Source organism: Rhodobacter sp. NTK016B (genome assembly GCF_017303295.1).
Lineage (GTDB): Bacteria > Pseudomonadota > Alphaproteobacteria > Rhodobacterales > Rhodobacteraceae > Pararhodobacter.
This window is the reverse complement of the sequence record NZ_JAFKOK010000003.1, coordinates 360,904-373,365: the sequence shown is the minus strand read 5'-3', so window position 1 is coordinate 373,365 and position 12,462 is coordinate 360,904. Positions and strand designations below refer to the sequence as shown.

The following is a 12,462-nucleotide window of genomic DNA, read 5'->3' as shown; positions in this document are numbered from 1 at the left end:
TCTTTGGCTTCGCCAAATTCACCCCCCGAGGATATTTTCGGATTAAAGATGGGCATTAAGCTTCGGTTAACCCTGCATCTTTGTTCTCGAAATATCCTCGGGGGTGTCCAGAGGGGGCAGACAGCCCCCGCTGGGTTTCTCCGTTGTGCCCAGGCGCCGGGCTAACGCGGCTCAGACGCCGAGCCCCCGTGTGAAACGGTTTTCAAGCAGCCGGAATCCCAGCGCAATCAGCCCCGCGATGACCATGTAGATCACCGCCAGCAGCAGGAGGGGTTCGTAGATGATGAACGTGTCCTGCCGCACGCGGCTGGCGACCGCGTAGATGTCGATGACGGTGATCGTCGCCACCAGAGGCGTGGCTTTCAGCTGCAGCACCGTCTCGCCCCCGAGGGTCGGCAAGGCGCGCGCGATGGCTTGCGGCAACTGGATCCGCCAGAACACCGCGAAGCGCGAGAAGCCATAGGCGCGCGCCGCTTCAAGCTGGCCATGCGGCACGGATTTGAACGCCCCGCGCATGACCTCGCCCTCATACCCCGCGAAGCTGAAGGACAGGGCCAGCAGCGCGAAGGGCCAGCCCTGCCGCAGATAGGGCCAGAGTTCGGATTGGCGGATCCACGGATATTGCGGGAAGAGCGAGCCCAGCCCGTAATAGATCAGCCAGATCTGCAGTAGCAGCGGCGTGCCGCGGATCACCGTGCAGAACCAGCGCGCGGGCGCGGCCAGCCATGCCGGCCCCGATGCCTGCGCGAGCCCCAGCGGCACCGCCATGGCCGACCCGATCAGGATCGACACACCCAGCAGCCATAACGTGCGCCAGAGCCCGTCCATCCCCAGCTCTGCGTAGCGCGGGATCCAGTCCCAGCGCATCGACACGCCCGCCCAGACGGCCAGCGCCAGCGCGACGGCCAAGAGCCCGATCCGGTGGGGTTTGAGCCATTCTCTCATGCTGCGTCCCTCATGCCCGGGCCCCCGCCTGACCGCGCCGGTAATGCGCTTCGATCCGGTTGAAGATCCGCCCCGACACCAGCGTCATCAGCAGATAGATCGCCCCCGCCGCAAGGAAGAAAGTGAAATAGGCCCGCGTGGCGCCCGCCGCCTGCCGGGTTTCCAGCGTCAGTTCCGAGAAACCGACGATGGCCAGAAGCGCCGTATCCTTGGTGGCGATGAGCCACAGGTTCGACAGCCCCGGCAGCGCCAGCGGCAGCATCGCCGGGAAGGTCACGCGCCGGAATGTCTGCGCGCGGGTCATGCCGTAGGCGCGCGCGGCTTCAAGCTGCCCCCTCGGGACGGACTGGATGGCGCCGCGCAGAACCTCGGTCGCATAAGCGCCCTGCACCACCCCCAGCACGCCAATCCCGGCGGCAAGGCCCGAAATCTCGATCGGGCGCTGGCCCAGAAGGCGCAGGAACTGGTTCAGCAGGTCGGTGCCCGCGTAATACAGGATCAGGATCAGGATGAGTTCCGGCACGGCGCGCACGATCGTGGTGTAGACCGCCAGCAGATCGCGCGTCACCGGTCCGCCGCCCAGTTTGCCGAGCGCGCCGAAAATACCGATCGCGCCCCCGAGCCCGAAAGCCCCCAAAGCGATGATCAGCGAATTGAGCGCGCCGCGCAGCAGGTTGGCGCCCCAGCCCGGCGGTTCGAGAGACAGCAGCGTGACCGAGGCTTCAAGCCCCGGCCACACAGAGTACAACCAGTCAAGCAAGGATCAGTTGCCGTAGATCGAGGTCTGGAAATACCGCGACGTGATCTCGTCATAGGTTCCGTCTTCGAGGATCGCGGCGATACCGGCGTTGAACTGGTCGCGCAGTTCGTCTTCGCCCTTGCGCAGGCCCACGCCGACGCCCGAGCCGAGGATCGCCTCGTCATGCGCGACGGCGCCGACAAGGTGACAGCAGGCGCCCGCATCCGAGTTCAGGAAATCTTCCATCGCCAGGCTGTCGGCCTGCACGGCGTCGATACGTCCCGAGGCGAGGTCCTGATTGGCTTCGTCCTGCGTCTGGTAGGTGCGCAGTTCGGTCTCGCCCTCGAAATACTGCTGGGCATAGGTCTGGTGGATGGTCGAGACCTGCACGCCGAGGATCATACCGGCGAGACCTTCGGGCGTTGGCTCCATCTCGACGCCGTTCTGGGCGACGATGACGGTGGGCGTGTTGTAGTAGGGATCCGAGAAATCGATCGTCTGCAGGCGGTCTGCGGTGATCGACATAGACGCCATGATAGCGTCGATCCGGCCCGAAAGCAGCGCGGGGATGATGCCATCCCAAGCTGTCGGGGTGATTTCGCAGGTCATCTCGGCCGCGTCGCAGACCGCGTTGATGATTTCGATTTCCCAGCCGACCCAGTTGCCGGCGGCGTCGGGCGAGGTGAAGGGCGGATAGGGCTCGGCGGCGATGCCCACGCGGACGGTTTCCTGCGCGCCGGCGGTCGACGCGATCAGCGCGGCAGCGGCGGTGGTGGCGAGGAAGAAGGTTTTCATCGTGACTCCTGTCGATACGGCGCTGTTCGTCGCGCCCGTGGTGAGTTTGTTCTTGTAGAAGGCCAAAGCCTTCGTAATTATGCAAGCGTATAATTAGCTACCCGGTGAGAACATGCCCTTTGGTGCCGAAGATCGCTCGAAACCCCTCGCCCGCGTGATGATGCGGGCGCCTGGCCCTGCCATGGCCGCCGCCGATCCGGCTGAATGGCATTACGGTCCGGGCTTTGATCCCCGGCGCGCCGAGGCACAGCACGCCGAACTTGCGGGTATCGTCGCCGCTTCCGGGGCGAAAATCCACTGGATTCCGTCACAGGATGACGCGATGTCAGATGCGGTTTTCGTACAGGACCCGTCCTTCGTCACCGCGAAAGGCGCGGTTGTGCTGAATATGGGCAAGCCGCTGCGCCGGGGCGAGCCGGACCTGCATGTCGCCGCCTACGAGGCGCTTGGCGTGCCGGTTCTGGGCCGTTTGCAGGGCGATCAGAGCGTCGAATCGGGCGATTGCGTCTGGATCGACGAAACCACGCTGGCCATCGGTCGCGGCGCGCGGTCGAATCAGGCGGGGATCGACGCGGTGCGGGCGATTCTGGAACCGCATGGCTATACGGTCGTGGCCTATGACCTGCCCTATTGGACCGGCCCCGAGGCCTGCCTGCACCTGATGTCGCTGATCTCGCCGCTGGCGCCGAAAATGGGACTGATCCATGCGCCGCTCTTGCCCTACGCGATGTGGGCCGATCTGACCGCGCGCGGCTGGACCCTGCTGCACGCGCCGGAAGACGAATTTCTGGCCTCGGGCGGGCTGAACCTGAACGTGCTGATGCTCAAGCCGCAGGACGTTGTGATGGTCGATGGCTTCCCGAAAACCCGCGCGCTGATGGAAGGCGCTGGCTGCCGGGTGCAGGTCTTCGAAGGCGACGCGCTGTGCATCGCCTGCGAAGGCGGCCCCACCTGCCTGACGCGGCCCGTACTGCGCGCCGAACTCGCATGACGACCCGTCGCCCCTTTCAGCGCGTCGGCGAAGAAACACGACGCAGCGCGCTGATCGAGGCGACGCTGGACCTGATCGCCGAGGGCGGCCCGCAGGCCGCCACCGTGCGCGCCATCGCCACGCGCGCGGGCGTCACGCCGGGCCTGATCCGACACTATTTCGCCACCAAGGAAGAGCTGGTCGCCGCCGCGCATGAAACGCTGATGACCGGCCTGACCGAGGCCAGCATGGGCAACGTCGACGATCTGCCCGACGACCCGCTGGCCCGGCTGGCCGCGTTCATCGGCAACGCGGTGTCGCCCCCGGTGACCGATACGCGCGCGGTCGCCCTGTGGGCCGCATCGATGCAGCTGGTGCCCCGCGACGCCGCGATGCGTGCGGTGCATCTGTCCACCTATCTCGGGTTTCGCGACCGGCTTGAGACGATGCTGTCCGATGCGTTGCGCAGTGCCGGACGCGATACCGAAGACACCAGAAGCCTTGCCATCGCCTGCAACGCGCTTCTCGACGGGTTGTGGGTCGAAGCCGGCGCCCTGCCCGACCAGTTTGCCTCGGGCGAGCTGAGATCCATCGCGATCAAGGCTTTCTCGCGGCTTCTCTCACTCGATCTGCCAGAGGTTTGACATGAAATACGCCGCGGTCACTCAACAGCTTGCCGGCCTTGGCTCGGACAAATGGGTTCTCAGCAACGCCGCCTCGGCGCGGATCAAGGCCGGGGCCCGCGTCATCAACCTGACCATCGGCGAGCCCGATGTCGACACGCCCGAAGAGCTGATCGACAGCGCCTGCGCCGCGATGCGGGCCGGACGCACCGGATATTCCAACGGGCGCGGCGAATCCGCGCTGCTCGATGCGCTGTCGGCGCGCTACAGCGCGCGACTGGGCCGCAGCTTTGGTCATGACCGGTTCTTGTGCCTTCCGGGGACGCAGACCTCGCTTTATCTGGTGTTCCGCAGCCTGTGCGAAGCGGGTTGCGAAGTGCTGGTGGGCGACCCGATGTACGCAACCTATGAAGGGCTGATCCGCGCCTCGGGCGCGGTGCCGGTTCCGGTCGCGCTGGACCCAGAACACGGGTTCCGGCTGCAAGCGGCCGATGTCGCGAAACACATCACGCCGAAAAGCCGGGTGATCTTTCTCAACACGCCGCACAACCCGACCGGCGCGATCCTGTCGCCCGAGGATCTCTCGGCGCTGGGGGCCTTGGCCGAGGAGCACGATCTTTGGATCGTCTCGGACGAGGTCTACGGCGATCTGACGCATGACGGGCGCCCGTTCACCTCGGCGCTCGCCGATCCGGCTTTCGAGCACCGCACAATCGTCACCTCGTCGATTTCCAAAAGCCACGCCGCGCCGGGCTTCCGCTCGGGCTGGGCCTGCGGTCCGGCCGAGTTCACCACGCGCGCTCTGCCGCTGTCGGAGACGATGCTCTTCGGCTCGCAACCCTTCATCGCCGACATGACCGCTCTGGCACTGACCGCCGAGCCGGTTCTGGCGCAGGGCATGGCCGCGCGCATGGCCCGCCGCGCGCGCATTCTGAAAGAGCGGCTCGACGGCGTGGCGGGTCTGAAGGTGCATTGCCCCGAAGCCGGCATGTTCGCGCTGATCGATATTCGCGCCCTGTCGAACGATTCGCAGGCCTTCGCGATGGATGTTCTGGCCGAGACCGACGTGGCGATGATGCCGGGCGCCTCTTTCGGCGCGGCGCTCGAAGGTTGGCTGCGCGTGGCGCTGAATGCGTCCGATGCAGATACCGAGGAGGCTTGCGCCCGCATTGCTGCTTATGCAATGCAGAAGGCAGCATGAAGACTGTCGCACAAACCCTTGTTGACTGGCTGAAAACCGAAGGCGTCGAGGTGATCTTCGGGATCCCGGGCGTCCACACGATCGAATTGTACCGCGCCCTTCCCGGCGCGGGCATCCGCCACGTCACCCCCCGCCACGAAGCCAGCGCCGGTTTTATGGCCGACGGCTATGCCCGCGTTTCGGGTCATTTCGGCGTGGCGCTGGTTATCACTGGTCCCGGCGTCACCAACGCGCTGACGCCGATGGCACAGGCGCGGGCGGATTCCGTGCCGTTGCTGGTCATCTCAGGCGTCAATCGCCGCGATACGCTGGGCAAGGGTCTGGGCCATCTGCACGAATTGCCCGATCAGCGCGCCATCACCCGCATCGTCGGCCCTGCATTGCATCTGGAAGACCCGCATGCCCTGCCCGGCATGCTGGCCCATGCGGGCCGCGCGCTGACCACCGGTCGACGCGGGCCTGTTCATGTCGAGATCCCGCTCGATCTGATGAATGTCCCCTCGCCGCCCGCCGTGGCGCTGGCCAAGCCCGGCGCGCCGCAGCCCGATCCCGCCAAGGCCAAGGCCCGGCTGCGCCTGTCGCGCAAGCCGCTGATTCTGGCCGGCGGCGGGTGTCGCGATGCGGGCCCCGAACTGACCGCACTGGCCGAGGCGATGGGCGCGCCCGTGGTGCTGACGACCAATGCGCGCGGTCTGATGCATAACCATCCGCTCGCGGTTCCCGCTTCGCCCAGCCTTGATCCGGTACGCGACCTGATCCGCGAGTCCGACCAGCTGCTTGTCGTGGGCTCTGAACTGGGCCCGACCGATTACGACATGTTCGTGAATGGCCAGCTGCCAGCCTTGTCGGGGATGATCCGCATCGATATCGACGGCGCACAGCTGGCGCGGCATTTCTCGGCGCTGACGCTGCAGGCCGACGCGAAAGAGATCCTGCCCAAGCTGCACCCGCTGGCCCCCGCGCTGGATGGCCCTGCCCGGGCAGCGGCGGCGCGGAAAGCGGCCTTTGCGGCCCTGCCTGCGGATTATCAGGACGAGGTCCGCCTGCTCTCCGCACTGCGCGACGCCGTGCCGAACGCGATCTTCGTGGGCGATTCCACGCAGATCGCCTATGCGGGCAACCTGTTCTACAGCCATGACCGCCCGAACGGCTGGTTCAACGCCGCCACCGGGTACGGCGCGTTGGGCTATGGGATCGGCGCCGCCGTGGGCGCCGCGCTGGCCGATCCGACGGCGCGCGTCGTCTGCCTGACAGGCGATGGCGGGCTGATGTTCCATCCCGGCGAGCTTCGCACCGCGCATGACGAAGATCTCGATATCACCTTCGTCGTGTTCAACAACGAAGGCTATGGCGAGATCGCGATGGCGATGAAAGAGGCCGGCGCGGAAGTGGTCGGCTGCACGCCCTCCGCCCCAGATATGCGCGCCCTGGCCGAGGCGATGGGCCTGCCCTATAGCCGCGCGACCGAAAGCGACCTGCCGCTGATCGTGGCCAGTGGAAAAGGTCCGCGACTGGTTGAAGTGAAGCGCAAACCTGTCAGTGAATTCTAAGGCTTAGCCGGAAACAGAATTGCCTGACGTTAAAATGTCAGGCTTTCATTCTCGCCCAGAAACCAAAGAAAAACGCCTCGCGGAAGCTCCGCGAGGCGTTTTTGTTCCGGTATCGGCGGACGGATCAGCCGGCCGAGGACGAGGCGTTCTGCGACGGCTTGTTCTCGGTGAAGATCAGAAGCGGACGCGCGCCCGAGGTCACGGCCTCTTCGTTCACGACGACCTCTTCGACGTTCTCCATGCCGGGCAGTTCGAACATCGTGTCGAGGAGGATGTCCTCCATGATCGAACGCAGGCCGCGCGCGCCGGTCTTGCGGGCGATCGCGCGCTTGGCGATGGCCTTGAGCGCGTCGTCGGTAAAGGTCAGATCCGCGCCTTCGATCTCGAACAGGCGCTGATACTGCTTCACCAGCGCGTTCTTCGGCTCGCTCAGGATGGTGACAAGCGCGTCCTCATCCAGATCGGTCAGCGTGGCGACCACCGGCAGACGGCCGACGAATTCCGGGATTAGGCCGAACTTCAGCAGATCTTCGGGCTCAAGCTGCATCAGGGCCTCGCCCACGGTGCGCTTGGATTCGTCTTTCACATCCGCACCAAAGCCGATCGCCGTACCCTTATTGCGTTGCGCGATGATCCGGTCGAGACCGGCGAAAGCGCCGCCGCAGATGAACAGGATGTTGGTCGTGTCCACCTGCAGGAATTCCTGCTGCGGATGCTTGCGGCCCCCTTGCGGCGGGACGCTGGCGACCGTGCCTTCCATCAGCTTCAGCAGGGCCTGCTGCACCCCCTCGCCCGACACGTCGCGGGTGATCGAGGGATTGTCCGACTTGCGGGTGATCTTGTCGACTTCGTCGATATAGACGATGCCGCGCTGAGCACGCTCGACATTGTATTCCGACGCCTGAAGCAGCTTCAGGATGATGTTCTCGACATCCTCGCCCACGTAACCGGCTTCGGTCAGCGTGGTCGCGTCGGCCATGGTGAAGGGCACATCCAGAATGCGCGCCAGCGTCTGCGCCAGCAGCGTCTTGCCGCAGCCGGTCGGGCCGATCAGCAGGATGTTGGACTTCGACAATTCGATTTCGCCGGCCTTGCCAGCCTTGCCCGAATAGCCAAGACGTTTGTAGTGGTTGTGAACCGCGACCGAGAGCACGCGCTTTGCGCGTTCCTGCCCGATCACGTAATCGTCCAGCACGGTGCAGATATCCGCCGGGGTTGGCACACCATCGGTCGCCTTGAAGCCGGTGCCCTTGGTTTCCTCGCGAATGATATCCATGCACAATTCGACGCATTCATCGCAGATGAAAACGGTCGGACCGGCGATCAGTTTTCGGACCTCGTGCTGGCTCTTGCCGCAAAAGGAACAATACAGCGTATTCTTGCTGTCATTACCGGAGGAATGAGCCATTCGACACCTCGTGCTCGTCATCGGTTGCGGCCTTCTGACGGGCCTTTACGTCAAAACTAGGCCAGTGGGCGGGCGGGGACAATGCCAAAGTGCCGTCCCGCCCGCAGCCGATCATCACGACCCTTGGATCACGACGCCTCGGCCGGCGTTTCGCGCGACTCGAGGATTTCGTCGATCAGACCCCAGGCCTTGGCTTCTTCGGGGGTCATGAAGTTGTCGCGCTCAAGGGCGTCTTCCACTTTCTTGTAGGTATTGCCGGTATGCCGGACATAGATCTCGTTGAGACGGCGCTTCAGCCGCTCGGTATTGCGGGCATGGATCAGGATGTCGGTCGCCTGACCCTGATAGCCGCCCGACGGCTGGTGAACCATGACCGAGCTGTTGGGCAGCGAGAAGCGCATGCCTTTTTCGCCCGCAGTCAGCAGCAGCGAGCCCATCGAGGCCGCCTGCCCCACGACCAGCGTCGAGACCTTCGGCTTGATGTATTGCATCGTGTCGTAGATCGACAGACCCGAGGTCACCACGCCACCCGGCGAGTTGATGTACATCGAGATTTCTTTCGACGGGTTCTCGGCTTCAAGGTGCAGAAGCTGCGCCACGATCAGCGAGGCCATGCCGTCATGGACGGGGCCGGTCACGAAGATCACGCGCTCTTTCAGCAGGCGCGAGAAGATGTCGTAGGCACGCTCGCCCCGGCTGGTCTGTTCAACCACCATCGGAACGAGGTTCATGTAGGTTTCAATCGGATCACGCATCGCTCGGGCCTCGCTGGGGACGTATCAGTCACGGTAGACAAGAATTCTTGCCCAAGACTTAGCCTTCCGATCCACCCCCCGCAAGAGGACCCCCCGGAGCAATGTTAAGAGCGAGCCTTCGTGACGGGGCCCGGCCCTTTTGCACGCGGGGTCAACGGCCTTCGAATTTCGCCGGACGTTTTTCAAGGAAGGCCATCACGCCTTCGCGGAAATCGCGCGTCGCGCCGACCTCGCCCTGCAGCCGCGCCTCGGTGTCGAGCTGCGCTTCCAGATCGTTGGTCATGCTGGCCTGCAGCGCCCGCTTGACGGCGCCGTAAGCCAGCGTCGGCCCCTTGGCGAGCTGCGCGGCGCGGGCTTTCCACTCGGCCTCGAACTCGGCATCGGGGATCGACGCCCAGATCAGCCCCATCGCCTGCGCCTCGTCAGCCGAGACCTTGTCGGCGAACAGCGCCTGCCCCATCGCACGCGCATATCCTACAAGGCGCGGGAGCCAATAGGTGCCGCCCGCATCAGGAATAAGGCCAATACGGGTAAAGGCCTGAAGAAACACCGCCGATTGCGTCGCGATCACCACATCCGCCGCCAGCGCCAGATTAGCGCCCGCGCCCGCCGCGGCCCCGTTGACGGCGGCAATCACCGGCACCGGGCAATCGTGGATCGCGCGCAGCATGGGCTCGTATTCCTCGCGCAGGACGCGGCCCAGATCGAGCTCATCGATGGAAACCCCGTCGCCCAGATCCTGCCCCGAACAAAACGCCCGGCCTTCGCCGGTCAGCACCAGCACCCGCATCCGCGCTCCGAGGTCGCGCACGGCGGCGGTGATCTCGGCACGCATCTGGGTGTTGAGCGCGTTCATCAGTGTCGGGCGGTTCATGGTGATGACACCGATCCCGCCATCTTCGGACACGGTCAAAGTCTTGTAGATCACGGCGGCGCCTCCCCTTGGTTTGACCGCACGTTACCCGCGCGCGGGCCGGTGCGAAAAGGCGCGACCTTGCGTCACTCCTCGAGAAGCTGGCGCAGGCGGGCTTCCTCGGCCTCGTTCAGGGTCTCGGTGCCGGGCTTGCGCCGGCGGATCGCGAGCACGGCGATCCCCAGCCCCAGAACCAGCAGCACCGGCCCGGTGATCCACAGGATCAGGTTGGTGCCGGTGGCGCGGGGATTGAGCAGAACGAATTCGCCGAAGCGGTCGACCATGAACTGGATCGCCTCTTCGTTGCTGTCGCCCGCCACCAGCCGCTCGCGCACCATCAGCCGGATGTCGCGGGCGATATCGGCATTGGAATCGTCGACCGATTCGTTGCGGCAGACCACGCAGCGCAGCTCGGCGGTGATTTCGCGCGCGCGCGCTTCGAGCGCCGGATCGGCAAGCACCTCGTCGGGCTGCACCGCCAGCGCGGGTAGCGCCAGCAGCATCAAAGCCAGGGTCAGGAACAGCTTGCGCATCGCTCTCACTCCGCCGGGGTTGCGACAGCCGCGGGCGCCTTGCGCGCCCCCGCAGCCACCCGGTAGCGCCGGTCGCTGAGCGAGATCAGCCCGCCGAACGCCATCAGCGCCGCCCCCAGCCACAGCCATGTCGCGAAGGGTTTGACATAGGTTCTGAGCGCCCAGCCGCCGCCTTCCTGCGGGTCGCCAAGCGCCACATACAGGTCACGGGTCAGCGAATAATCGATCGCGGCCTCGGTCGTGGGCATCCCGGCGGCGGGATAGACGCGCTTTTCGGGATGCAGGGTGGCGACGAACCGCTCTCCGTCGCGGACCTCGATCGTGCCCATCGTCGTGATATAGTTCGGCCCCTGCTCGCGCGTCACATCGGACAGGGTCATGGTGTAGCCGCCATGCTCGAAGCTTTCGCCGATACGGGCGACGCGGATATCCTCGGTCGCCCAGCCCAGAACGGCGGACACCGCGAAGATGGTCACGCCCAGCCCGGCATGGGCAAAGGCCTTGCCCCATTCCGCGCGCGGCAGGCTGACCATCCGGCGCATCCGGTCGCCAAAGCCCTTGCGGCCCGACCGGCCATAGAGGTCGAGCGCTGCGCCCACGATCAGCCAGACGCTCAGCGCCACGCCAATCGGTGCCAGCGCGCTGCCGCCCGTCTGCATCGCAAAGACCAGCCCCCCCAGCGCCACGGCCAGAACGGCGGCGCCGGTCATGCTGCGCGCGGCGCGGCCCAGCTTGCCGCGCTTCCACGGCAGAACAGCGCCGACCGGCAGGACGATGGCCAATGCGATCATGAAGGGCGTGAAGGCCGCGTTGAAGAACGGCGCGCCAACAGACAGCACCCGGTCAAACAGCATTTCCGAGACCAGCGGCCACATCGTGCCCACGAAGACCACAAACGAAGCAACCGCCAGAAGCACGTTGTTGAGCACCAGCGCGGATTCGCGGCTGACCAGAGCGAAAACGCCCTTGGCTTCGAGCGCGGCGCTACGCAGCGCGAACAGCGTGAGCGCACCGCCGACGAAGACCGCGAAGATCATCAGGATGAACACGCCCCGCTCGGGGTCCGAGGCAAAGGCATGGACCGAGGTGATCAGCCCCGAGCGCACGATGAACGTGCCCATCAGCGAGAAGCCGAAACCAAGGATCGCCAGCAGGATGGTCCAGGCTTTCAGCGTCTCGCGCTTTTCGACCACGATGGCCGAATGCAGCAGCGCGGTCGCAAAGAGCCACGGCATGAACGAGGCATTCTCGACCGGGTCCCAGAACCAGAAACCACCCCAGCCCAGCTCGTAATAGGCCCACCACGACCCCAGCGCGATGCCGATGGTCAGGAAGATCCACGCAGCCAGTGTCCACGGCCGCACCCAGCGGCCCCAGGCGGCATCGACCTTGCCTTCGATCAGCGCGGCCACGGCAAAGCTGAACGCCATGCTCAGCCCGACATAGCCGAGATACAGAAACGGCGGGTGGAAGGCGAGGCCGGGGTCTTGCAGCAGCGGGTTCAGGTCGGCCCCGTCGAAAGGCGGGAAGGCCGCGCGCAGGAACGGGTTCGAGGTAAAGATCATGAAGGCCATGAAGGCCGCGCCGATCGATCCCTGCACCGCCAGAACGCGCGCCTGAAGCGTCGCGGGCAGGTTGCCCCCGAACCACGCCGCGCAAGCCCCGAACAGCGCCAGGATAAGCACCCACAAGAGCAGCGAGCCCTCGTGGTTCCCCCACACACCGCTGATCTTGTAGAGCAAGGGTTTCAGCGTGTGGGAATTGTCCACGACCAGCACCACCGAGAAATCGGAAGTGACGAAGGCATAGGTCAGCGCCGCGAAGCTGAGCGCGATCAGCACGAATTGCGCGGTCGCAAGGGGGTTACCGGCGGCCATCCAGTCGGCCCAGCCTTTTTGCGCCCCGACAAGCGGGACGACCGTCTGCAAGAGCGACAGGGCAAAGGCGAGGATGAGGGCGTAGTGTCCGAGTTCGACGATCATGCTCCAGCTATAGCCGTTGCGGCCCGCTTCGCAAAGCACCGAGCGGCG

Annotated in this window: 12 protein-coding genes; 4 read left to right on the top strand and 8 right to left on the bottom strand. The window is 65.3% G+C overall.

Annotation, left to right across the window (positions count from 1 at the left end):
- Nucleotides 1-171: 171 nt before the first annotated feature.
- Genes JI664_RS06145 through JI664_RS06135 form a run of 3 tightly spaced genes read right to left on the bottom strand, consistent with a single transcriptional unit; the run spans nt 172 to nt 2,479 of the window.
- Entirely contained in the window at nt 172-945 is a 774-nt protein-coding gene (locus tag JI664_RS06145) for an ABC transporter permease (RefSeq protein WP_207012838.1), read from the bottom strand.
- Nucleotides 946-955: 10 nt separating this feature from the next.
- Nucleotides 956-1,705 carry an ABC transporter permease gene (locus JI664_RS06140; protein ID WP_286173876.1) on the bottom strand — a complete coding sequence of 250 codons (750 nt, stop codon included), beginning with the start codon at nt 1,703-1,705 and terminating at the stop codon, nt 956-958.
- A 3-nt stretch (nt 1,706-1,708) separates the two neighbouring features.
- On the bottom strand, nt 1,709-2,479 hold the full coding sequence (locus JI664_RS06135; RefSeq protein WP_207012837.1) for a transporter substrate-binding domain-containing protein: 771 nt from the start codon (nt 2,477-2,479) through the stop codon (nt 1,709-1,711).
- A 112-nt stretch (nt 2,480-2,591) separates the two neighbouring features.
- Between JI664_RS06135 and JI664_RS06130 the strand changes: the two genes are divergently transcribed.
- From JI664_RS06130 to JI664_RS06115, 4 genes are read left to right on the top strand one after another with little or no spacing between them, the layout of a single operon-like run.
- Complete coding sequence (locus JI664_RS06130) at nt 2,592-3,470, top strand: dimethylarginine dimethylaminohydrolase family protein (protein WP_207012836.1); 879 nt, start codon at nt 2,592-2,594, stop codon at nt 3,468-3,470.
- Entirely contained in the window at nt 3,467-4,093 is a 627-nt protein-coding gene (locus JI664_RS06125) for a TetR/AcrR family transcriptional regulator (RefSeq protein WP_207012835.1), read from the top strand. Before JI664_RS06130 ends, JI664_RS06125 begins: the two co-directional genes overlap by 4 nt.
- Nucleotide 4,094: 1 nt before the next feature.
- On the top strand, nt 4,095-5,273 hold the full coding sequence (locus JI664_RS06120; RefSeq protein ID WP_207012834.1) for a pyridoxal phosphate-dependent aminotransferase: 1,179 nt from the start codon (nt 4,095-4,097) through the stop codon (nt 5,271-5,273).
- Nucleotides 5,270-6,823: a 5-guanidino-2-oxopentanoate decarboxylase gene (locus tag JI664_RS06115; RefSeq protein ID WP_207012833.1), complete on the top strand. Its 1,554-nt coding sequence runs from the start codon at nt 5,270-5,272 to the stop codon at nt 6,821-6,823. The genes JI664_RS06120 and JI664_RS06115 overlap by 4 nt, the downstream gene beginning before the upstream one ends.
- Nucleotides 6,824-6,947: 124 nt before the next feature.
- Here JI664_RS06115 and clpX read toward each other — a convergent pair whose 3' ends face one another.
- From clpX to JI664_RS06090, 5 genes are all read right to left on the bottom strand, one after another.
- A complete protein-coding gene (clpX, locus tag JI664_RS06110; RefSeq protein WP_207012832.1) occupies nt 6,948-8,231 on the bottom strand; it encodes an ATP-dependent Clp protease ATP-binding subunit ClpX in 1,284 nt (427 codons plus the stop codon).
- Nucleotides 8,232-8,359: 128 nt separating this feature from the next.
- Nucleotides 8,360-8,986: an ATP-dependent Clp protease proteolytic subunit gene (locus JI664_RS06105; protein WP_207012831.1), complete on the bottom strand. Its 627-nt coding sequence runs from the start codon at nt 8,984-8,986 to the stop codon at nt 8,360-8,362.
- A 151-nt stretch (nt 8,987-9,137) separates the two neighbouring features.
- On the bottom strand, nt 9,138-9,914 hold the full coding sequence (locus JI664_RS06100; protein ID WP_207012830.1) for an enoyl-CoA hydratase-related protein: 777 nt from the start codon (nt 9,912-9,914) through the stop codon (nt 9,138-9,140).
- Nucleotides 9,915-9,985: 71 nt separating this feature from the next.
- Complete coding sequence (locus tag JI664_RS06095; RefSeq protein WP_207012829.1) at nt 9,986-10,432, bottom strand: cytochrome c-type biogenesis protein; 447 nt, start codon at nt 10,430-10,432, stop codon at nt 9,986-9,988.
- Nucleotides 10,433-10,437: 5 nt separating this feature from the next.
- Nucleotides 10,438-12,414, bottom strand: a complete 1,977-nt coding sequence (locus JI664_RS06090) for a heme lyase CcmF/NrfE family subunit (protein ID WP_207012854.1) — start codon at nt 12,412-12,414, stop codon at nt 10,438-10,440.
- Nucleotides 12,415-12,462 lie beyond the last annotated feature (48 nt).